The organism is Comamonas testosteroni ATCC 11996, assembly GCF_000241525.1.
Classification (GTDB): Bacteria; Pseudomonadota; Gammaproteobacteria; order Burkholderiales; family Burkholderiaceae_C; genus Comamonas; species Comamonas testosteroni.
Genome location: NZ_AHIL01000009.1, coordinates 1 through 19,816 on the forward strand (window position 1 = coordinate 1; position 19,816 = coordinate 19,816).

At 57.7% G+C, this 19,816-nt stretch carries 21 protein-coding genes and 3 pseudogenes; 11 read left to right on the plus strand and 13 right to left on the minus strand.

The window, feature by feature from the left end:
* Window positions 1-24: 24 nt before the first annotated feature.
* Window positions 25-955, plus strand: a pseudogene (locus CTATCC11996_RS03605) (IS5 family transposase).
* 84 nt (window positions 956-1,039) lie between these two features.
* On the opposite strand, the gene CTATCC11996_RS03610 reads toward CTATCC11996_RS03605, so the two are convergent.
* On the minus strand, window positions 1,040-1,630 hold the full coding sequence (locus CTATCC11996_RS03610) for a hypothetical protein (RefSeq protein WP_003073183.1): 591 nt from the start codon (window positions 1,628-1,630) through the stop codon (window positions 1,040-1,042).
* Between the two features lie 100 nt (window positions 1,631-1,730).
* On the opposite strand from CTATCC11996_RS03610, the gene CTATCC11996_RS25805 reads away from it, so the two are divergent.
* Window positions 1,731-2,057 (plus strand): hypothetical protein, encoded by a 327-nt coding sequence (locus CTATCC11996_RS25805; protein WP_003073186.1) that lies wholly within the window; start codon window positions 1,731-1,733, stop codon window positions 2,055-2,057.
* Here the strand turns inward: CTATCC11996_RS25805 and CTATCC11996_RS24755 are convergent.
* From CTATCC11996_RS24755 to CTATCC11996_RS25410, 3 genes and pseudogenes are all read right to left on the minus strand, one after another.
* Window positions 1,985-2,655, minus strand: a pseudogene (locus tag CTATCC11996_RS24755) (transposase); the annotation flags it as partial. The gene CTATCC11996_RS25805 and the pseudogene CTATCC11996_RS24755 sit on opposite strands and share 73 nt — an antisense overlap.
* A gap of 139 nt (window positions 2,656-2,794) precedes the next feature.
* Window positions 2,795-3,070 carry a hypothetical protein gene (locus CTATCC11996_RS25405; protein WP_138983834.1) on the minus strand — a complete coding sequence of 92 codons (276 nt, stop codon included), beginning with the start codon at window positions 3,068-3,070 and terminating at the stop codon, window positions 2,795-2,797.
* Window positions 3,071-3,217: 147 nt separating this feature from the next.
* Window positions 3,218-3,562, minus strand: coding sequence for a hypothetical protein (locus CTATCC11996_RS25410; RefSeq protein ID WP_138983835.1), 345 nt, complete (start codon window positions 3,560-3,562; stop codon window positions 3,218-3,220).
* 190 nt (window positions 3,563-3,752) lie between these two features.
* Here CTATCC11996_RS25410 and CTATCC11996_RS26505 point away from each other — a divergent pair, with 190 nt between their 5' ends.
* A complete protein-coding gene (locus tag CTATCC11996_RS26505) occupies window positions 3,753-4,085 on the plus strand; it encodes an integrase core domain-containing protein (RefSeq protein WP_080728987.1) in 333 nt (110 codons plus the stop codon).
* Here CTATCC11996_RS26505 and CTATCC11996_RS03620 read toward each other — a convergent pair.
* Window positions 3,992-4,858, minus strand: a complete 867-nt coding sequence (locus CTATCC11996_RS03620; RefSeq protein ID WP_034348174.1) for a hypothetical protein — start codon at window positions 4,856-4,858, stop codon at window positions 3,992-3,994. The genes CTATCC11996_RS26505 and CTATCC11996_RS03620 overlap by 94 nt on opposite strands.
* Before the next feature lie 735 nt (window positions 4,859-5,593).
* Here CTATCC11996_RS03620 and CTATCC11996_RS03625 point away from each other — a divergent pair.
* A complete protein-coding gene (locus CTATCC11996_RS03625) occupies window positions 5,594-5,950 on the plus strand; it encodes a Rap1a/Tai family immunity protein (RefSeq protein ID WP_003073196.1) in 357 nt (118 codons plus the stop codon).
* A 158-nt stretch (window positions 5,951-6,108) separates the two neighbouring features.
* Here the strand turns inward: CTATCC11996_RS03625 and CTATCC11996_RS03630 are convergent, their stop codons facing one another.
* Window positions 6,109-6,396: a crAss001_48 related protein gene (locus CTATCC11996_RS03630; protein WP_003073199.1), complete on the minus strand. Its 288-nt coding sequence runs from the start codon at window positions 6,394-6,396 to the stop codon at window positions 6,109-6,111.
* Window positions 6,397-6,532: 136 nt separating this feature from the next.
* Window positions 6,533-6,751 (minus strand): hypothetical protein, encoded by a 219-nt coding sequence (locus CTATCC11996_RS03635; protein WP_236597818.1) that lies wholly within the window; start codon window positions 6,749-6,751, stop codon window positions 6,533-6,535.
* 296 nt (window positions 6,752-7,047) lie between these two features.
* Between CTATCC11996_RS03635 and CTATCC11996_RS03640 the strand changes: the two genes are divergently transcribed.
* Window positions 7,048-8,361, plus strand: coding sequence for a ferredoxin reductase family protein (locus CTATCC11996_RS03640; RefSeq protein WP_034348177.1), 1,314 nt, complete (start codon window positions 7,048-7,050; stop codon window positions 8,359-8,361).
* An 81-nt stretch (window positions 8,362-8,442) separates the two neighbouring features.
* On the opposite strand, the gene CTATCC11996_RS03645 is transcribed toward CTATCC11996_RS03640, so the two are convergent.
* A complete protein-coding gene (locus CTATCC11996_RS03645) occupies window positions 8,443-8,697 on the minus strand; it encodes a hypothetical protein (protein ID WP_003073208.1) in 255 nt (84 codons plus the stop codon).
* Window positions 8,698-8,722: 25 nt separating this feature from the next.
* Here CTATCC11996_RS03645 and CTATCC11996_RS25415 point away from each other — a divergent pair.
* The 4 genes and pseudogenes from CTATCC11996_RS25415 to CTATCC11996_RS03665 form a co-directional block, all read left to right on the plus strand.
* Window positions 8,723-8,892: pseudogene (locus CTATCC11996_RS25415) on the plus strand (transposase); the annotation flags it as partial.
* A 1,469-nt stretch (window positions 8,893-10,361) separates the two neighbouring features.
* Entirely contained in the window at window positions 10,362-11,243 is an 882-nt protein-coding gene (locus CTATCC11996_RS03655) for an SDR family NAD(P)-dependent oxidoreductase (RefSeq protein ID WP_003073212.1), read from the plus strand.
* Window positions 11,244-11,279: 36 nt separating this feature from the next.
* A complete protein-coding gene (locus tag CTATCC11996_RS03660; protein WP_003073214.1) occupies window positions 11,280-12,191 on the plus strand; it encodes an NAD-dependent epimerase/dehydratase family protein in 912 nt (303 codons plus the stop codon).
* A gap of 692 nt (window positions 12,192-12,883) precedes the next feature.
* On the plus strand, window positions 12,884-13,609 hold the full coding sequence (locus CTATCC11996_RS03665; protein WP_003073216.1) for an FAD-dependent oxidoreductase: 726 nt from the start codon (window positions 12,884-12,886) through the stop codon (window positions 13,607-13,609).
* Window positions 13,610-13,671: 62 nt separating this feature from the next.
* Here the strand turns inward: CTATCC11996_RS03665 and CTATCC11996_RS03670 are convergent, their stop codons facing one another.
* Genes CTATCC11996_RS03670 through CTATCC11996_RS03685 form a run of 4 tightly spaced genes read right to left on the minus strand, consistent with a single transcriptional unit; the run spans window position 13,672 to window position 16,246 of the window.
* Window positions 13,672-14,112 (minus strand): CopD family copper resistance protein, encoded by a 441-nt coding sequence (locus CTATCC11996_RS03670; protein ID WP_003073218.1) that lies wholly within the window; start codon window positions 14,110-14,112, stop codon window positions 13,672-13,674.
* The gene (locus CTATCC11996_RS03675) at window positions 14,109-14,570 is read right to left on the minus strand and encodes an RrF2 family transcriptional regulator (RefSeq protein ID WP_003073220.1); all 462 of its coding nucleotides are present in this window, start codon (window positions 14,568-14,570) and stop codon (window positions 14,109-14,111) included. Before CTATCC11996_RS03675 ends, CTATCC11996_RS03670 begins: the two co-directional genes overlap by 4 nt.
* Window positions 14,571-14,583: 13 nt before the next feature.
* Window positions 14,584-15,849: an NnrS family protein gene (locus tag CTATCC11996_RS03680; protein WP_003073222.1), complete on the minus strand. Its 1,266-nt coding sequence runs from the start codon at window positions 15,847-15,849 to the stop codon at window positions 14,584-14,586.
* The gene (locus CTATCC11996_RS03685) at window positions 15,842-16,246 is read right to left on the minus strand and encodes a group III truncated hemoglobin (RefSeq protein WP_003073223.1); all 405 of its coding nucleotides are present in this window, start codon (window positions 16,244-16,246) and stop codon (window positions 15,842-15,844) included. Before CTATCC11996_RS03685 ends, CTATCC11996_RS03680 begins: the two co-directional genes overlap by 8 nt.
* 459 nt (window positions 16,247-16,705) lie before the next feature.
* On the opposite strand from CTATCC11996_RS03685, the gene CTATCC11996_RS03690 reads away from it, so the two are divergent.
* On the plus strand, window positions 16,706-16,924 hold the full coding sequence (locus CTATCC11996_RS03690) for a hypothetical protein (RefSeq protein WP_003073225.1): 219 nt from the start codon (window positions 16,706-16,708) through the stop codon (window positions 16,922-16,924).
* Between the two features lie 23 nt (window positions 16,925-16,947).
* On the plus strand, window positions 16,948-17,211 hold the full coding sequence (infA, locus tag CTATCC11996_RS03695) for a translation initiation factor IF-1 (RefSeq protein WP_003061434.1): 264 nt from the start codon (window positions 16,948-16,950) through the stop codon (window positions 17,209-17,211).
* A gap of 711 nt (window positions 17,212-17,922) precedes the next feature.
* Here the strand turns inward: infA and CTATCC11996_RS03700 are convergent.
* A complete protein-coding gene (locus CTATCC11996_RS03700) occupies window positions 17,923-19,491 on the minus strand; it encodes a sensor domain-containing diguanylate cyclase (RefSeq protein WP_003073230.1) in 1,569 nt (522 codons plus the stop codon).
* Window positions 19,492-19,816: the final 325 nt, after the last annotated feature.

Sequence of the window (19,816 nt, forward strand, 5' to 3'; positions counted from 1 at the left end):
TCTACCGTCGGGTAGCCTCGAGCGATGAGTCAGTCTCTGCATTCCAAGTCCCGCTATCGCACAAACAACTGGAAGCAGTACCACGCTGCGCTCAAAGCGCGAGGCTCCTTGACTTTTTGGTTGGACAAGGGTATGACATGGTTTGCCGCTAACAGCGGCAAACGCGGGCGTAGCCCGCAGTTCTCGGATGCAACTATCCAGTTCTGCCTGACCATCAAGAACCTGTTTGGCTTGGCCTTGCGACAGACACCGGCTTTGTGCAATTGCTGTTGGCTTTGCCTGGACTGCCATGGCCTGTTCCAGACTTCAGTACGCTACGTCGCAGACAACGCAGTCTGGATGTGCAAGTGGCATATCGCCCCAGTTCGTGTGGACTGAATTTGCTGCACGCCTGCACGGGCATAAAGTTCCTGGGCGAAGGCGAATGGAAGTGCAAAAGCATGGCGCGGAACGTCGACGTCAACGGCGCAATCTGCACATCGGCATTGATGCCCAGACGCTGCAGGTGCGAGCCATCTGCGTGACCTCCAACAACGTCAGCGATGCGGTGGTAGTGCCACACTTGTTGGTACAACTGCCGGCAGATGAGTCATTGCTGAGCGTTACCGGTTATGGTGCCTGTGGCACAAAGCCTGTGTATGCCGCAGTGATGAAGCGCAATGCCATGCCCATCATCCCTCCGCGAAAGAATGCCCGGATGCGCAAAGGCACTGCCTTTGCGCACCGCAATGCGGCGATTGCCGCATGCAGGCGCTTTGGACGCAAGCTATGGAGGAGTTGGAGTGGGTATCACCAGCCCAGCCTAGTGGAGACCAAGATGCACTGCATTAAACGCTTGGGCGAGCGGGTCATGTCTAGAACCTTCGAGCGCCAGGTCAACGAACTACACATCCGAGCCGCCATTCTCAATCGGTTCACTGAACTGGGTTGTCCGCAAACAGTGGTTGTGGCATAGCCACGTCTGGGGTCAGGGGAAGCTTGACTTGGCATTGATTTATGCAACAGCGCCTCTCTGAAGGGGTGTTGTAGCGGTTGCACATCAACCGCCCTCTGCGTCCCTGAACTCCGCATCGAGCTCGCGCCAATACTTGGCCATGGTCAATCGTGCCTCCTCCATCGACTCTGGTTGCATTGCACGATGAATGCACTCGCTCGGGGACTCATCGACCGGCAGCGCTAGTCGCGCATACCAGGCACAGCGTTTGATAATCGCGCCCGCATATCGGCGCATCTCTTCCGTGATCCACTCACCTTGCTCTATGAGGCCAGCCTCCGCCGCGAGCGCATTCAGCACTGCAACCCTGGATTTTGAGCGGCTGCAGCTATCGGCCTGTCTGAGTTTCTCCAAGGGCTCAGGCAACATCGCACGCTCGACGTATTCCCTCGGAGATTCCGCAAGCTCAACAGCCTTGTAGGCATTTCGACAGCAGCGATCAACGATCGCGCCGGCAAACTCGCGCATCTGCTCGGTGATCCACTCGCCTCGAGGGATGAGGCCGAACTCCGCCGCGAGTGCATTCAGCACCGCCACATTGGATTTCGGCTGCGGCATCAGCGAGGTGTAGAACTCTCGCTCCACATTTCCAAACTCCCCGTCGTCATCCTTGAAATCATCTTCAGAATCGGTCATGGGGGACCTCCTTTAACCTGGCTCTCTATTGGACTCCAGATCAGCCTCGCCTTCAAATTTACTGTGCGAATAAACAGTATTTTTGAAAAAAGGGCTCGAAATGTCATCGACCAACGGATACCTCCTGCATGTGACCGGACCGGAGCTTGGGGCGGCGCTTAAGACTCTGCCCATGGCTGGCCGCGAGTCGCCTGCATCGATCACCACCGACATTGACACAATGATGCCGGGGCGCGTGCGCCTGACCTACGCACTACACAAATCCAATATGCACCGGTGGGCCACCCAGTACTTCTGGGGGACTGTCCACGCCGAAGTGCTCTCAACGCTCAGCCCTGACGAAGTGAAAGATGAAATGCTGGCTGGGCGCTCGTTAATGGGCACTGCATCGACGATCCGGCCATGGATCGGCATCTTCTGGGTGTAATGGCGTGAGCGACGCATTCCTCTGGTGCGCCGCAAGTTCTCCAGAAGCTCCTTCTTCAAGGCCCCGCGTGTTTGGACGAAGAGCGTGCGGTAGATGGCTTCGTGAGACACCTGCATATCCTTTGCGCCCGGGTAAGTTCGTTTGAGCCATCCTGCTATTTGCTCAGGTGACCATTGACTCTGCAATTTACCCGCCACGATCTGCGCCAACGCAGTATTGCAGGCCAACTTGCACGTCTTTGGGCGGTGCGCTCGCTGCCAGGCTGCCTCATCTGCTTTTGTAGCTCGGTAGCAGGTGTTGCCGCCATTGCGCATGAGTTCTCGACTGATGGTGGATGCTGCTCGCTTCAAGCGCCTGGCAACGCAGCGGATGGATTCACCTGCGGCCAAGCTGCGCGATATTTCCTCGCGCTCAGCCAGAGCGGCCGATGCCTTGCTGGCGGGCGGATGCCCCCTGTCGCACTCAGGGTGTTGTGAATCGAGGTGCGCGGTCGCTCAAACAGCTTGCCGATCTCGTGCAAGCTATCGCCGGCTTTCAAACGATCCCACATCAGGGCCTTCTGAGCTTCGGTGTAGTAAATCCGCGGTCTTTGCTTCATGCCAGCACTCCATCCGCCAGAGGCAGTCATTGTGTTGCATTGACCAGTTGAATCCACAGTCGTGAGCAGCCCTCGGTGGCTGGCTGCTATCCGCCAACCTGGGACTGTCGCTGACCGCCACTAAGGCGACCTTGCCTGTTTAAATCCAGCGCTTTGCTGCTACCTCTGATGGGCATCCATTGGGCACGCGAGCGCCAATGAGGTTGGCCGATACATAGCTTCCGATTACAGCAATCACGAGCTGTACTGCTTGTCCTGCGTACGGAACAAAATGCCATGAAAGATTAAACAGAATAAGCGTAGCCAAGCCAGTAAAAATGCCAAGGACGAAGCCCTGCTTGTACAAGAAAAGTGTTTGCCCAAGGCAAGGCACTTTCTGCAAAACTTCACCTCGAAGACGTTGCAATAGAGACACGGTCACTCCAGTGATATTTGGCATTCATTGTGAAATTCATCCGCAACCGAAGTCAACAACCCAATGACCGCTCATGGCTGGCAGCAGCCAGCCACCGAGGGCTGCTCACGACCCTAAGCAGGCAAAAGCAGCCCACTTCGTTAATAGTCAATCCAGTGGTCGAAGCATCGCTGCAACGGGAAGCACTCTAGGGGCGTCACCTTCAAATCCACAAACCTCTATCCCGCTAAGCAGGCCTCCGCTTTCATATATGAATGCGCCAGCCAATTGATCTTGATCGTTAAAAAGAAAGTCTCCCAAGATATGCACGCCTGGAGGAGCCGGATTGTGGCCATCCAGCTGAAAGTCAATGCTGGCGCAACCGCATACACAACGCCAAGGCGTAACTTGCAAAGATTCAAGTTGCCCAAGAAATGCCTTTGCTTCGGGGACTCCGTTCTCTAGCATCCAGCGAGCCAGCGACATTTCTGCAACCGTTAGAGAGCGATTCATTTCTAAGCCATATGGAGAGATCAACGCATCCAGTCTAACGTTCCCTCGGAACCGTTGTGAGGGAGCAGAGCGACTGCTACTGGCCGAAAGGAGCCTGCCAGGGAGTGACCTCGGTAGCCAGGGATGATTATCTTCTCAGTCAATCCTTGATCGGAGCTGTTGCCGCTCTGATAGCGCGCATTTGGCACAGATGATCAATGTTGCCGGCACATCCATTTCAACCGCACCTACAAAAACGGAGGTGCTCGACTGCTATGTCTTTGAATCGTTGCAGAAAGAGCGCTCAATGACCGAGGGCTGGCTGCATCGCTACAACCACCATCGCCCACATGAATCGCCAGACCGGACTCCTCCGGTCCCGTATCGTGTCAAACGTTTCCCCAACCTCGGCTTGCAGGTGGCGCGGGGAAACGAGGAGGCTTCACTGACCTACCGGGGCGCCGCCTTGATCGCAGCATTCAGGGTAGTCCACAGCTCCTTGGTGACGGGCACCATGTCCTGCCTGAAGTACCACCAGAAGTGACCGCCCACGTAATTCGGAGTGGTGATCTTCATCGTGTAATAACGGGTCAGGTACTCGGCCTTCTTGGTTTTGCGTGAGGTACCCACTTCCCCAAACCCGATCTTGGAATTGGGGAACATCACGCGCAGCTTATCGAACACCTGCTGCCAGTTGGGCTTGAGTCCATTGCAGTCATCCTCGTAGTAGGAAATCCAGACGTAATCCAGACCCTGCTTCATGTAGGCAGGGACATTGGCCTCGGCCCACTTGAACATTTCATTGGCAGGTTTCGACCAGCAATCTTGGTTGTAGTAGAGCGTGACCGCAGCCGCCTTGTTCTGTGACTTCACGATGTTGTAGGCGTTGGTCATCTTCGCCACCACATCGGCATTGGCCCCCAGCCACTCGCCGTTGACCTCGTTGGCTACTTCCCAAATATCCACGACATCCGACAACGCATTGAGGTATTGATTAGTCCGTTGTATGTATGCATCCACGCTGTACTGCTTGACGTAGTACGAGTCCAAGATCTCACCCATCACATAGGAAACTTTGGAGATTTCCACTGCTGGCTTGCGGTAATAGTCCGGGTTGACGAACTCATCGAAGACGATGCGCGTGGTGGGCCGGTAGGCCAGCGACGATAGGCTGCGCGTGATGTCATTAAGCCTGCTCACATCGTCCACGGTGACGCCGTAGATAGGGGTTGGGACTATGCGGCCCGAGGGCACGCTGGTCTGAGCAGATACGACGGAGCACAGCGAGGCAATGCACAATGGGATAAACGCTTTCATGCGGTATCCCCCAATGAAGGGTTCAATGAATTTTTTCACTTGGATCAATATGAATCGAGGCATGGCGAGGGTAGGATGTGACTGCTTCTAGCTGGCAGCACCGGCTTAGACCGCCCCTCAGTTGACGCTCGATAATTAGCTAAACGGGCGACTTTAGTCCGTGAAGTTTGGCTAACAGTAGCCAAATGAAACGAACACGCTCCATGAGCCTGCACACATATCGAGCTCGCAGCTACTCGACCCTTGTTGACGCGCTCAATGCTATGCGGCAGCTACCGGTCAATGAGTTGATTGCCAGAGTTGACTTGATGTTTGGGTAATGTGGGTGAGCCCTAAACATGAAGCGTTACGTTTGTTGCCTGCGGTATGAGCCGTTTTCAAAATGAGCGCATCGAGGAAAGCGTCATCGCGCGGTCGCCAGGCGCATGAGATGAAAGGTGCTTTACGTGGCTGCTTGTCCTTCACTTCTCAGTCCTCTTTGGGCGTTTTCAGCCAAAGGCGTCAAGGTGCACGTGCCACTGGATTACGCAGTCCGCTGCGGCCACTCAAGGCTCAATATCTAGCCTGCAGAGAAAAACCTGGATCTGGAGCACCCCAATTGAAATCGCCCTCAACGCCACGGGCGTGATGATTGCGGTCGATGAGACGGAAATGCCTCTGGTGGAAGGCCACTGACAGGGTGTCAAGCCGTAGCCGCTCCTCTGCTACATTCCCTTTCACAGGAGGAATGAGAGGATGAAAGCTATTCAGGGCACTGCCGCGCTGCTGGTCGCATTACTCTGTGGACCACATTTGCACGCGCAGCAGATCACCGGGAATGAGCTGCATCAATGGCTCTCTGAAACACAAAAATCTCAAGCGGGTATCGCGCTGGACCACCAACAGGTCAGTATTGCGCGGGGGTATGTATTGGGAGTTGCCGAAACACTGGTGTCGTCCAAAGCCATTTGCATACCAGACGGCATCACACGCGACCAAATCTTGGACATCATTCCTATGATGCTTTACGCCAAGCCGCAGCTTAGGCACATGAATGCCAACTCACTGGTCTCAAGGGCGTTGCAAGATGTCTTCCCTTGCAAGCCAAGATAGATGGCAACTGCTCTGCTGCATTCCTTGACCAGTTTGCGTTCGACTGCGTCACGTACTGTAGCTAGATCGCTGCGATCTGGTTGCGGGTATTCGCGGCCCCGGCCAACCCAGCCTGGAGCGCCCGCGTCTCCCGAACTCATACCTCCCTCAACACAAGCTTAGAAACGGGCGATACGCTTGCCCAGGATCACGGACAGCTCGCACATCACATCGAGTTGGCGACGCATGCGAGACTGCTCTTCGGGGTCCAACTGGCGGAACAAGGCATTGCGCAGCATGAACTCATCCAGCTTGGTGATACGAATGTCCGTTTCCTGCTTTTCATCCAGCACGCGCTGCTGGTGGGGTGACGGCCCACTGGCGCTGGCAGTGCTGCCATTGATGCAGTGCTCCAGCATCGCCTTGGCCTGGCCGAAGTACAGCAGATTCGTGCCCGTGGGGCTCATGCAAGCGTGTAGCTAGCGGGTGAATGTGATGCCACGGTCCGGCGCAAAGTCAGCCGGCAGCGGCCAGGACAAGAAGCGGCCGACCAATTGCTCCGTGATCGCAATTTTGCTCATCGGGTTTCCTTGGTTTGGGGGATCACTGGCCAGGCTGCGCGGCACCTTGCTGCATCAACTGCGTGGCCATCAGTTCGGATTGCCAGCTCCGTGTACCGCTGGCAGCACTGTCCGAATACTTTTCCGAGGGCTCGGGCGTACTCGATGAGAGCTGCGGGGGGGCGTCAGCAAGTCGCTGCTCGGCACTCAGATGCTGGTGAATGCCCAGCAGCGCCAGCATTGATACGAGAGCTTTTTTCATGCCCAGGAGTTCTCCGGAGCAGAACTCAACGACCGAACCCTAGAGGGGTGCAACGAATATCGATCTACGGCCAGAAGTAATCCTTATCGTTTCTAGACATACCGCAACAATGCGCGGCAAATCAGTTGGAAATGTAGAACGTCTATCTAGCACCATGCTAGCCTTGCCTCGATAAGTCTTGAACAAGCCCGAATGTGCTGGAGCCGCCTGCGGTGAACGAACCAGAGCTATTGCGTGCATCTGTTTCTGCACTCTGCTCTGGTTCTGCCGGCCATCGAGCCAACCGGAGTGCTGTCTTGCGCCGTTCCATTCTTCTTGTCCTTGCTTCTTTCTTTGTGATTTGGGCAGTGGAGGCTTTTTGGCTCTCACCGTCGCCACCTGGTGACCTGCTGTGGGTGATGCGGCAAGAAGGCATGCTGCTTACCGGCATTCTGGCTTTGGGGGCCATGACGGCCATCATGGTTTTAGCCTTACGCCCTCGCTGGGTGGAGTCGCCTTTGGGCGGCATGGATAAGGCATACCGGTTGCACAAATGGCTGGGCATCATTGCCATTACGTTGAGCTTGGCGCATTGGCTGGCCAAGCAGTCCAAGCCCCTCATCGCGACGGCTATTGGCAGCACTGGCAGGCTGGCCAAAGTACCCGTGCCCGAGTGGGTCAGCCTCCTAAAGCCCTATGCCAAAACCTTGGGCGAATGGACCTTTTATGCATTGATCCTGATGCTGGTCATTACGCTTGCTCGTCGCTCAGTGCCATACAAGCGCTGGTACTGGTTTCATCGATTCATGCCTCTGGCGTATCTGATATTGGTGTTCCATGGCATTGTGCTGACTCCTCCTGGCTACTGGAGTGGTGTGGGCGGCTGGCTGCTGGCGTTGACTATGGCCCTCGGCGTCGTCGCCGCCGCGATGCAACTGGTGCGTGACCTGCGGTCGCGCTATCCCCATGCGGGCACCGTACTGTCATTCACGCAGCTTGGCGATGTGCTGGAGCTGCAGTGCCGTATGGATGATTCCTGGCCGGGCCATGCTGCGGGGCAATTCGCCTTTTTGCGCTTGGCAGGGGAGCAAGAGGCGCACCCGTTCACGCTGTCCGATGCCGACCAGCAAGATCATGTCGTGCGCTTTCACATCAAACAACTGGGCGACTGGACTCGCAGCCTGCCCAAGCGCCTGCAGCCCGGTATCGTTGTGGAGCTGGACGGTCCTTATGGTCGCTTTGTGCCTCCGGATCACGACGATGGTGCCGTGCACGTATGGGTTGGCGCCGGCGTTGGCGCGACTCCTTTTCTATCGTGGCTAGGCCAACTACACCATGACGGCCATGCTCCCCAGGCCTGGCTGCAATACGCCTGCCAGCATGCGGTCGACCCCCTTGCTCAAGCGCTGAAAGAGGCTGCTGCGCTTCATCCGGATGTGCATCTGGATATCTTTGCCGACGGCCATCGCTGGACGCCCAAAGAGGTGCTTCAACGTTATCGTGCCGACAAGCCATTACGGGTGTGGTTCTGTGGTCCTGCAGCCATGGGCGAGCAATTAGAGCTGACCCTCAAGCAATCGCTACCAGCGGATTCCTGGCAACTTCACAGAGAACACTTTGAGTTTCGGTGAGCACGGAATAAAACTATCGCGGGAGAAATTCACCAGACCAGCCAGAGCGTCAGCCTGGATTGAATCGTCACCAGGCACTCCTCACTGATCAATCGATCCGCTATAGCTCCAGCCAATGCCGCCAGTGATACCTGCCGAAGCGGACACCTTGCTCCAGGCGCTGGTCACGCGCTGCGCCGATGTCGTGAGGCCAATCTTGGCTGCCTCCAGGCGCACAGCATTGCTCTGGATCGCCACATCCGCATTGAGCTTGGCTGTCTGCAGGGCGTTGTTGCATAACTCCAGCTTCGCAGTGCAGCAGGCTTGCCAGATGAGTGAGTCGAGCTGGGGGCGCAAGCGTTAGCGCACCACAAACAGGAAGGTGTACAACGCAGCATTGAAGGCCGAGGCGTGAAGGCCCGAGGCGACTTGACCATCTGGCTGGACCAGGGCATGCCGTGGTTCGCCCCTCCAAGCGGCAAGCGTGGTCGCAATCGCGCTTTCTCAAATGCTGCCATCCAGTTTTGTCTGACCATCAAATGTCTGTTCGGCTATGAGCCCGATGGCGCGTTCCTGATCGAGGACGCCGAGTACACCCAGGAAACAGAGGCGCTGCGTGACCTCGGTTTCATTGAGTGATCTTTGCCCGCCCCGCGCGGGCTCTCTCTTATCAGCCACCCCTGAGGTGGTTTTTTTTGTGCCTGGAGATTCTGCAATGTGCGCGTTTAGCCAGTATGCGGCCTGCCTGCGCCTTCCCCCGCAGGGCTATAGCGGGACCATCAACGATAGAAAATTAGAATCAATATGTATCGGCCAATAGAAAATACTGACAAGGCCAACCGTTTGTGAAAGCATTCACCTTAAGTAATGTCTTTGAATGAGCGCAGCTACTCAGATGTGAGAGAAGCCTCTTTAAGCCACCCTCCACAGGGTGGCTTTTTTTGCACCAAAGTCAGAGCCATCCGGTGTGGCCACTCAGGCAGGTACGGCAACTCAGGAATGGGCCTGGACTGCCGTCAATTAGGAACTCGACGCATCTGCGTCGTGGCGACAGTAGTCACACCAGATGCCCCCCCACTTTCGTGTAAGCCGAACTCGTATTGATCGCCCTAAAAGCATCATGCAGAATTCGCCCCATCTACCTGTTATGCCGGGCCTGGGCTTCTCTCCTCCCTCCCTCTCACCTTCTTTCCCAAGCACGACCCAAAAGGTCACCGGCACTCTATTCAAGCCCGCAGCAACCGCTCGCGGGCTTTTTCTTTGCCCTCAGGAGACTCCATGCATTCGACCCCAAATTCCGAAGCCCCGGCGACCCGAACCACCCGCGCCGTTCTGCGCCTTGCGGTCAGCCCCCCCCCCCGGAAACGTTTTCATCACCAATGCGGGCAGAACTCGCCTGGTGGATGATGGGGGTTTCCTCCAGAGTGGGCACAGTGCAGGCCTACGGAAACGCCATAGATCCCTGGGCGGCTGCCGAAGCGATGCACAGCCTCTCTTGATCAACACCCCAGCCCGCAGCCGCGGGCTTTTCTCATTCTGGGAGCCACCAAATGCAAGATAGAAGCCCATTCGCGCACTACAGCGGCGTATTGTCAGAGGCTATGCGGGAGCGCGCGGCAGCCAATGTCCCCGCCTCTGAAGCAGTTGCACTCAACGAGTGCCTGAAACACTGCGATCAGCGCTTGATCGTTGCAGACGTTGGCAAATGGTCATGGAGCCCCGAGCCTTGAGTGCAGCGCTGTACTACTTCCAGTTGGTGGTGCGGTAGCGGGACTTGGGCGACGCGGGCTGACTCTTCGCCTGCGGCTACCCGAGGGCAGCAGGCGATTTATGCAGCAACGCCTAGGGATAAACCAGACGTTCCATTTCCAAAAAATTATAAAAATCAATCACTTGCCAAGCGATCTTGGCAGGGGTTAAGCAGCACATCCTCCAAACAAGGTATGCCTTGCACAGACCTGCTCTCCATCATGAACCGAGTATTTCACCGTTCATACAACAAGCTATTGCAAGGAGCGCAGATGATTGATTTCACACAGAAAACGGTACTGGTAACCGGGGGCGGATCCGGCATCGGGCGTGCCACCGCCGAGGCGTTTGGCTCAGCAGGTGCCCGTGTGGTGGTGGCAGAGATCAATCCCGAACTTGCCGATGAAGTGCGCAATCAGCTGCAGCAAGCCGGGGTCGAAGCGCTGGTGGTGCAGGCCGATGTCACACTCCGCGCCGACGTGGCGCGAATGGTGGACACCATTGAGCAGCGCTTTGGCGGTCTAGATGTGCTGATCAATAACGTAGGCGACTATCTAGTCTCCAAGCCGTTCGAGCAGTTCAGCGACGAGGAAATTGACCGCCTCTACAGCCTAAACCTGCGCCATATCTTTGATGTCACGCGCGCCATGCTGCCGCTGCTGCGCAAGCAGGGTGCAGGCGCGAGCATCATCAGCCTGTCCTCCATCGAAGGGCTGCGTGGTGCACCAACCTGCGCCATCTATGCGGCCTTCAAGGCGGCGGTGGGTGGCTTTACCCGCACGCTGGCGCTGGAGCTGGCGCCCGAAGGCATTCGCGCCAACGAGATTGCTCTGGAGACCACCGAAACCCGGCAAGTGCCCGTCAGTCTGGCCATACCCGATGCCAACAAACACCATATTCCGCGCTGGATTCCGCTGGGCCGGTTTGGCCAGCCACAAGACTGCGCAGGAGCCGCCCTGTACCTGGCCAGCCCGCTGGCAGCGTGGGTGACCGGCAGCACGCTCACAGTCGATGGCGGCGCCATGGCAGCTGGCGGCTGGATGCGCGACCCCAGCTGCGCCTGGACCACCATCCCCGTCATTACTGGTAACGGCTTTATCGACGCCAGCCAGGGCGCGCCCGCACAGCTGCGGCCCGAGGCCCAGCCCGCCTGAGCACTTTTCTCTCGTTGATTTCACACAGGACAATTCATGAATATTCTGATCGTTGGCGGCACCGGCCTGCTGGGCGGCCACGCCGCGCTTTACCTGCACTCCCTGGGCCATCAGGTCACCATCGCCGCACGCAGGCCTGCGCCAGCAGCCACGCCCATGGCCCAGCTGCCTTTTGTGTCCATCGACTTTGTGGCCGGCAACGCGCGCAAGGAAGACCTGCAAGGCTTTGACGCCATGGTCTTTGCCGCAGGCAATGACATCCGCCATGTGCCACCCGAGGCCGATGCTCCCGCCCACTGGCTGCACGCCAATGGCGAGGCCCTGCCCCGCTTCTTTGCGCTGGCCCGCGAAGCAGGCATCCGCAAAGCCGTGCTGATCGGCAGCTTCTACCCGCATGTGGCCCCCGAGCTGGCCGAAAGCGATCCGTATGTGCGTTCTCGCTATCTGGCTTGCACGGGAGCACGCGCACTAGCCGCGCCAGGCTTCGAGGTCTGCAGCCTGAACGCACCCTTCATGGTGGGTGCTGTGCCCGGTTTGCCCAGTCCCATTTTTGAGGCCTACACCGCCTACGCACAGGGCAAGATGGGCGATATGCCGATCTTCGGGCCCACGGGAGGCACCAACTTCATGTCCGCACAGTCGCTGTCCGAAGCCGTAGCTGCGGCTCTGGAACATGGCGAATCGGGCCAAGCCTATCTGGTGGGCGATGAAAACCTGAGCTTTGCCGAGTTCTTCACACTGTTCTTCAAAAGCCTGGGTAGCGACACCGTGGTGCCCGCGCTGGATCAAAGCCACCCCATGCTGCCGGACGAGGTTCTGTCGGCCGGTCGTGGCACGCCGGTGCGCTACGAAGCTGATCCTCGTCTGCAGTACCGCCGCGGCGACGTGACCCGAGCCGTGCAGGAAGCCGTAGACCAGGTACTGACAGGCCAGTTGCAAGCGGCCTGATCGCTAAAAACATAGCAAAACACGGTGTAGCCAGGCGTTGTTGCACCTATCCCTAGCCTGCATGCAGCAATAGCCGCATGCAGGCGCTTCGGTTGCAAGCTATGGAAAAACTAGAGTAGTGACTACCGGCGCAGCTTGGTCGAGACCAAGATGAACCGAACATTCGAGCTGCCATCCTCACGGTGCAGGAGCCACTGGGACATTCGGACCTGAGCACGATGATGAACTACGCCCATGTCCTGAAGGTCGCTGTCCCGCCCATTGGATGCCTTGGTGCTGCACGTGCAGTCTGGCTGAGTGACGGGTTTCGAGCTTCTAGCTGAACAGCCGCTCCGGGTCGATCGCACCAGTGCGGCACAGGTAAAAGCGGTCACCCGAAATTCGTGAAAGTTTAGCGACTGCTTTTAGGCTTGGGGCGGACCTCTGAGGTCACGCTCCAATGAATGCTATGGGCACTTGCAGTCGTTGGCATCTTCGAGTTGAGCGACAGTCGACAGACTAGACCTCCCGTTCGCGGCCTCGTGCTGAACGGGGCTGCTTCTGGCCGAACGCAGCCATAACAGGCTGAGGTGGTCGGTTCAATGAGAACGCCCAATTCGACCCGTTTCTCACGGTGGGTATCGATTGACGGGAATATTTGTTCCATTGGACACATCCAATGCGTAGATCCATTGATTGCGAAGGAGTGAATCATGGGCATGGAGCACAGCAAAATCCTCGAACGCGAAGAGGTTGCACAGGGTACGATGGCATTCCATCTCGCCAAACCTGCGGGGTTTGATTTCCGCCCTGGACAGGCGTTTGAAATCCAGCTTCCGGGCGCGGCCCCCGGAGAGAGCAAAGAGGAGCGATGTCACGCATTCTCCATTGTCAGCGCGCCACACGAGAGTGAATTAGTGTTTGCCACGCGGATGAGGGACAGTGTTTACAAACGCGCTTTGGCAGCTCTGCCCGTAGGTGCTGAGTTGGATATCGATGGACCATTTGGTTCGCTTACCTTGCACAAAAACACGGCGCGAGCGGGTGTGCTCATCGCCGGTGGGATTGGCGTGACGCCGTTCATGAGCATGTTGCGAAACGCTGCAATGCAGCAGTCACAGCAGGATTTGCTTTTGCTGTATTCCAATCGTCGTCCGGAAGATTCGGCGTTTCTCTCTGAGCTTCAAGCTCTTGAAAGGACGAATCCCAAATTCCGGCTCAAGGCCACCATGACGGATATGGCGCACTCTGCCGTGGATTGGAGTGGTGATACACAAACGATCGATAGAGAGTGGCTCCAGCAGGCCATTGAGGGCTTGGCTAATCCGATCTTTTATGTTGCTGGCCCACCTTCCATGGTGGCAGCAATGCAGCAGTTGCTGCTATCAGCCGGCATTGATGAGGACGATGTGCGTAGTGAGGAGTTCTTTGGATATTGAATAAGGGAAAAGTCTGCCATGACGCATTTGGATGCAGCCGCTTGGCATACCTCGCCAGGCTCCTACCAGTGCAGATAGAACATGGCCTTGGCCAGCAGGACAATGACCAGCACATGGCAGAACACGCTCAGATGCAATCGGTGCGAGCGTCGTCCATCAAGTTGCCCTTGGCGGCGCCACCACATGGCGCTGGCGAAGTGCGCAAGCACGCTGAGCGCCAGAGCAATCTTGAGCACCATCAGCATGCCGGTACTGCTGGCCAATGGGTGCGCCAGTACCGAGCGATGCTGCCAGGCCAAGCCTGCTCCCGCAAAATACAGCACTAGCAACACCCAGGGTATGACGACGGTGGCGCGTGTCCCCAACGCCTGCTCCACGGGGAGCATGTGCTGCCGCGGCACCCGGCTGTGCACATTGGCCAGCAGCACGACTTCGAAGAACACTGTGCCTGCAAACGCCACGGCGGCCAGCAGGTGCAGTGTGATCAGCAGGCCATAGCTCATGTCTGAGCCTCCTCTCCTGACAGTCGTCTGGCAGGAATCAACGGCACTGCGCTGACAAACGTTGGCGGCATCAGGTCCGCAAGAGTGAATCCATCTAGATGCGCCATGAAGCTGTGCAAAGCTCCTTGCAACATGCCAGCGAGGCGGCAGTCGCCGGTCAGCGTGCACCGGCTGTCGCTGCCAAAGCACTCCACCAGCGTGAAGTCGGACTCTAGTCCACGTATCACTGCACCGATATGGATCTGCTTAGGTTCACGGGCGAGGCGCATGCCTCCGCCTTTGCCACGTACCGTCTCTATCCAGCCCTGCAGGGCCAGTTGATGCGTCACTTTCATCAGATTTGCCTCGGAAATGCTGTAAGCCTGCGCAACCTCGGAAATCGTGCACAGGCGCTCTGGCCGCTGGGCCACATGCATGAGCAGCCGCAGCGCATAGTCGGTCATCAGGGTTAGACGCATTGAGTGATCTCGTTCAAACAGATTTTCTGGACTTGCTGACGACATGTCCTGACGGCTGAGCCGCTGAGAGTCCAGCTGGTGGCAGGCGCGGCCGAATCAGCAAGGGCACAAATCGCCACAGGTACAAAGCAAATGCCAGCACCCATGCAAGCGCCGAGGCGTGCAACGCGGCTTGAGGGAGCCCCGCAGGCAGAAGCGCCAGCAGGCGCAGCAAAGCGGCGGCAAGCACCAGCACATACATGACTACGATGCTCCCATCGGCGCGCAATGGTCGCCCCAGATGGCCCAAAGCCGTACGTGTCACCATGCCGATTATCAGCACCGCAAAGCCGGCCACACCGATCACATGGACCGGCCAGGCCAAGCGCAGTACCCAGTTGCTCGCCTGGAGCGCTGCCACCAGCAGGCCCGCGCCCAAGGCCGCATGACCCAGATACAGAATCCACAGCAACGGCACCTGACGCACAGCCCAGGGTTTCCAGGCCAACACCTGCCATAGGGTGATGAGTCCCGTGACAGCCAATGCGGTCACCATACCCGGCACCCATCCCAGCAACAGGCAGACAATGCCAAGCACGCCAGTCCAGAGTTGCCACTGCCCGCTGGCCGTATGCATGGGAATCTGCAGATCCGTCACCGCCCGCATAGCGAAGAATGGAATAACGCGCCGCGCCACCAGTAGTGCAATCACAGCCATGCACAGCAGCCCTGCATAGAGGTAATGCATCAGCGTTGCGTAGTCGCTGCCTTGCCATACCGAGCGCAGAAAGAGTGCATCGGCCACGCCCAGACCTGACACCAGCAGCGGCAGGCCGTAATTGCGTCGGCTGCGTGCTGCATAGATCACCCGGCCAAGCACTACGGCAGCGGCGGCGAAAAACAGCAGTTCACACACTACGGCAAAAGCAAAAGCTGTATCACCCACCACCAGGAAACCCACGCGCGCCAGCAGCCACAGTACGCACAACCCGCCCAGCGCCCGGCCCTGAATAGGGTTGCTTCCGGTCCAGTTACTAGCCGCCGTGAGCAGAAAGCCCACGGCAATCGTCGCCACAAAGGCCCACAACATCTCGTGCGCATGCCACAGCACGCCGCCCAAACGCCCCGCAAGCCACTGTGGCGCGAAAACCCACAACGCGACAGACACCGCAGCCCACAGACAACCGGCCATGTACAAGGGCCTGAAGCCAAGCTCCAGTAAGGCTTTCCACTGGGGTGCAGGAGCCTTGGGTTGGGGCACAGACCGCATCGGCTCCTCGATCTGCAGCAGCTCAGACATGGCTCACCACCGCCGGTAGTGCCTTGGGATCACGGCTCATCTGGTAGCCCGACCACAGGCTCTGTGCAATACGGCGCGCCGCCTGCCATGCTTGATCGGCCATGGCGCGGTTGGGTTGCTCGGCCAGCGTGATCTCGAACAGGCCCAGCCAGCGCTCAAACAGCTCCAGGCTTAGACCCGGTAGCGCAGCATGCTTGGGCATAGGGGCCCCTGAAAAGCGTGCTGTGCGCCGCAAAATGGCCGACCAGAAATCCACCAGCTTGGTCAGATGATGGTCCCAGTCCGCTATACGTGCATCGAAGATGGGGCCTAGCACCTCGTCCTGGCGTATTCGCGCATAGAAGGAGTGCACCAAGCTGACGACTTCCTCTTCAGTGCAAAGCTCATGAATCCTCATTGCACAATTCCTTTCGCAGCCGTTACATCACATAAGATTCATCAATTATGTATCTTATGACCAGGCATGTAGCCAGGTGCATGGTGTGTTGTTGCATAAATCTGGCCTGGGTCTGATATGCAACAACGTCTATCTCCGGCACCAGAATAAAAGCCCCAGGTTCGCAAGAGCCTGGGGCTTTTTCTTCTGCTATGTCTCGGTTTCATCACGATTTGCGCATAAAAGAACAATGCTTTATAATTTCAGGCTTGCTGCGTGGCACTTGCCCTGCGCAGTATCTCTCAGGCAGTTCTCACGTTGCCCACGCTTGGCTCCATACAGCCAAGGCACTCCATGGCAAGAAGCATAGGCCACCCGCAAGCGGCTGGCCTATTTGATCTTGGCTCATCAGAGCTGGATTCCTTCATTTTCATTGGTCGGCATGCCCTTGCCTGGGTTTGTGCCGCCCGTTGACTCGATATGCACACAGAACAAATCACAGAGCGTGTCGGCAACTACATTGTGACTGCCCTCACCCAAATGACTCACTCCGGCAAGATTGCTGCAGCGGTTTCCATCCGACGCGGAACCTATGACCGGATTTTCAGGTTTATCCGCCAGTTCGACACCCCGGATATGGCCAGCAAGTATGCCCTCGCCGAGGGGCGCAGCATGGTGCTGGACAACCAGTTGAACTGACCTCTTCGTAGAAAGGAAATATTTTGGCCAAAGAAGAATTGATTGAAATGCAAGGCAGAGTGGACGAGGTTTTGCCGGACGCCCGCTTTCGTGTGACGCTGGACAACGGCCACCAGCTGATTGCCTATTCCGGCGGCAAGATGCGCAAGCACCGTATTCGCGTGCTGGCAGGCGACAAGGTAACGCTGGAGATGTCTCCCTATGATCTGAACAAGGGTCGCCTGACCTTCCGTCATATCGAGCGTTCCAACAACAGCAACCCTGCGCCTCAGCAGCGCCGTCACTAAACCTCAGCGGTTGATATGGTGCGCTACGACGGCCACCAGCCCTGACATGGGGCTTGTGCCAGCTGCAGGATCACGGTGCCGCGCAAGCACCCGGCCTGCAGCTCAATTGCAAGCCCTGCCGGCTCCAGATCCAGATCGCAGCGCTCAGCTTTGAGCTCTTCGACGCTCGCACTGCTTTCAGCGCGTGTCGACATGGATCGCTGAAGCACTCTCACGCCATTTGCTTGAGATTCCCACATCCAGCCTGACCAGCCTGGCATCAGGCGTGCACAAAGTCCGCCACCAGTCATGGGTGGCGTTGCTACCGCCGGCCTCATCCCAGCTCCAGCCCCTCACGGCAAGTGTTGAACTTCCTTGTAGATAGGTGACCTTCCAGCGTGTAGCGCTGGCGTCGATGCAGGTCATAACCATCAGAGCCAGCATCAACAATGCATCTACAGGATGCCCTATCGTGAATCATGCGATAGGCCAACCTGCCTGCCTTCGCGGGCACCAGTGTTCAGGCCAGATATTCGCAGGAAACCGCTAGCCGGCTTCGGTGCATTTGCTGTGTCCTGCGTGGTTGCGGACATGCCCAACGTCCTTGCCATGGCGCGACAGACACCTCCAGGCAAGGTTCCCCTTTGGCAAGACTACGGATTCGAAATGACGGCTCGCGCCCTCAGATTGCTTGAAGGTCGTCAAAGGATCCGAGAGAGCAGCTCCGACAGCTCAGCACTCGGCACGATTGCGCCCAGCCGCCTTGGCCCGATACAGGGCTTGATCGGCCGCTTCAACCAGATCCAGCGGACTCGCCAGTCCATGTCTGCCCCGTATGCTTGCCGCGCCTATGCTCACTGTGACATGGCCGAACTGGCTGGACTCATGGGCAATGCCGAGTCCTCGTATGCACTTCAGCAACTCCTCGGCAACGCGCATGGCCCCCTCCAGCGCGGTATTGGGAAGAATGATGGCAAGCTCCTCCCCGCCGTAACGCGCTGCCAGATCACCTGAGCGCTTGGCCGAAAGCTCCAGCTGCCGCGACACCGCTTTCAGGCATTCGTCGCCGGCGACATGACCATATCGATCATTGAAGCCCTTGAAATGATCCAGATCAATGAGCAAAAGCGAGAGTGCCGTCCCCTCGCGTGCGGCACGGCGGATCTCCAGTTGCAGCACCTCATCGAAGCGTCGCCGGTTCGCCAGCCCTGTCAACGAATCCTGGGTGGCCAGCCGCTCCAGCTCGAGGTTGGCATCCAGTAACTTCTCACGCACTGCCATCAAGGATGTCTCTGCCTGCGCACGCTGTCGGATGAGCAAGATCAGACGCCAGCCTATCAGTGTGACAACTGCCAGCAGACCTAGCACCACACCCGCCGTCAGCAGCGCCTGGCTTCGCCAGGCTTGCAGTGCCTCATACCGCCCCCGGGCCACCACCGTGAAAATGGGGTAACGCTCATTGCTCTTGAAGGCATATAGCCTTTCCGTTCCATCTATGCCGGACTCAAAAGACGCCGTTCCGGATTTCAGGTTGGAGTAGTAGCGCAGAAAGTTGGGGGAGCGAGAGAAGTCGCGCCCCAGATCCTGCTCACGAAATGGATAGCGCACAAGCAACTGTCCGCCGGTCGTTGCCAGTCCAATAGACCCTTGCTCGCCGACATCGATCTTGCCGAACAAGTGCAGAAAGTTCTCTATCCCCAGCACGACAACGATGACCCCGGCAAAGTCGCCCTCTTTGCTCTCAAATCGCCGGCTGATGGTAAGCCCCCATTCACCCGTAGAGCGGCTGCGTATGGGCGCACCGATGAAGATCTCGTGCGACGGGTTATCCCGGTGATATGAAAAAAAGCGACGGTCGGCGCTGTTGGCTCCGTCGACAAATTTCCCTCTCGATGACATGAGCCATTTACCGCTCGCATCGATGACGAGCAATTCATTGAGCTGGGAAAGCAGATGCTCCTGGCGACCGACCAGCTGTTGCATGCGGACCAGATGCTCGGGCGTGGTGCCCTCCACCTCCAGGCGCTCAAGCATGCCGAGCAGCAGCATGGAGCTCTGGGTAAAGACGCCCTCGGCATAGGTGTTCAGCGTCTGCGCAAGATTGCGATTATTCGTATCGATCTCGCTCAAGGTGCGCTGATGCGCCGACCAGATTTGCCAGCTGGTGGCCACCATTACAGAGACCCAGATTACCAGCAACAGACTGGTCGCCAGTTGAGCATCGCGCTTGGCAGTCAGAACTTTGCGCACGCCATCACGAATGGTGACGCCGGTCTCCCTCTTCTTCTTTCGACACCACACCTCAACATTCCTCTCATCGTCAACCTGGCAAGAGCGGCACTTTTGCATTGCCTGCAGTTCCCCTGCTCAGATTGGACAGGGTCGGGACGAATTTTCCACCATCTCGTGAAACGACATGGGACAAAGCAGCAGACGAAGCAGAATCTGAGGCCACGGCTCAATCGCTGCCAACGGGGCCGCAGCGAACATTGCTGCCCAAAGAAACTCCGGCACAGCTCCCTGGCCTGCCACGATGGCCAGGGCGGCCAGGGCCGTGGCAGCACCTGCCAGACTGTGCCTGGTGCCCGACAGAAGACATTCAGGCTCTGCCTGCCCGGCTTGCTAA

Bases quoted from the DNA above. Each gene is read 5' to 3' on its own strand.
- CTATCC11996_RS03620 (WP_034348174.1), bottom strand. From the start codon at position 4,858: ATGAAAGCGTTTATCCCATTGTGCATTGCCTCGCTGTGCTCCGTCGTA.
- CTATCC11996_RS03665 (WP_003073216.1), top strand. From the start codon at position 12,884: ATGGGCATGGAGCACAGCAAAATCCTCGAACGCGAAGAGGTTGCACAG.
- CTATCC11996_RS25410 (WP_138983835.1), bottom strand. From the start codon at position 3,562: ATGAATCGCTCTCTAACGGTTGCAGAAATGTCGCTGGCTCGCTGGATG.
- CTATCC11996_RS03625 (WP_003073196.1), top strand. From the start codon at position 5,594: ATGAAAGCTATTCAGGGCACTGCCGCGCTGCTGGTCGCATTACTCTGT.
- CTATCC11996_RS03670 (WP_003073218.1), bottom strand. From the start codon at position 14,112: ATGAGCTATGGCCTGCTGATCACACTGCACCTGCTGGCCGCCGTGGCG.
- CTATCC11996_RS03660 (WP_003073214.1), top strand. From the start codon at position 11,280: ATGAATATTCTGATCGTTGGCGGCACCGGCCTGCTGGGCGGCCACGCC.
- CTATCC11996_RS03690 (WP_003073225.1), top strand. From the start codon at position 16,706: ATGCACACAGAACAAATCACAGAGCGTGTCGGCAACTACATTGTGACT.
- CTATCC11996_RS03675 (WP_003073220.1), bottom strand. From the start codon at position 14,570: ATGCGTCTAACCCTGATGACCGACTATGCGCTGCGGCTGCTCATGCAT.
- CTATCC11996_RS03680 (WP_003073222.1), bottom strand. From the start codon at position 15,849: ATGTCTGAGCTGCTGCAGATCGAGGAGCCGATGCGGTCTGTGCCCCAA.
- CTATCC11996_RS03635 (WP_236597818.1), bottom strand. From the start codon at position 6,751: ATGAAAAAAGCTCTCGTATCAATGCTGGCGCTGCTGGGCATTCACCAG.
- CTATCC11996_RS03610 (WP_003073183.1), bottom strand. From the start codon at position 1,630: ATGACCGATTCTGAAGATGATTTCAAGGATGACGACGGGGAGTTTGGA.
- CTATCC11996_RS25805 (WP_003073186.1), top strand. From the start codon at position 1,731: ATGTCATCGACCAACGGATACCTCCTGCATGTGACCGGACCGGAGCTT.
- CTATCC11996_RS03685 (WP_003073223.1), bottom strand. From the start codon at position 16,246: ATGAGGATTCATGAGCTTTGCACTGAAGAGGAAGTCGTCAGCTTGGTG.
- CTATCC11996_RS26505 (WP_080728987.1), top strand. From the start codon at position 3,753: ATGATCAATGTTGCCGGCACATCCATTTCAACCGCACCTACAAAAACG.
- CTATCC11996_RS03655 (WP_003073212.1), top strand. From the start codon at position 10,362: ATGATTGATTTCACACAGAAAACGGTACTGGTAACCGGGGGCGGATCC.
- CTATCC11996_RS03630 (WP_003073199.1), bottom strand. From the start codon at position 6,396: ATGAGCCCCACGGGCACGAATCTGCTGTACTTCGGCCAGGCCAAGGCG.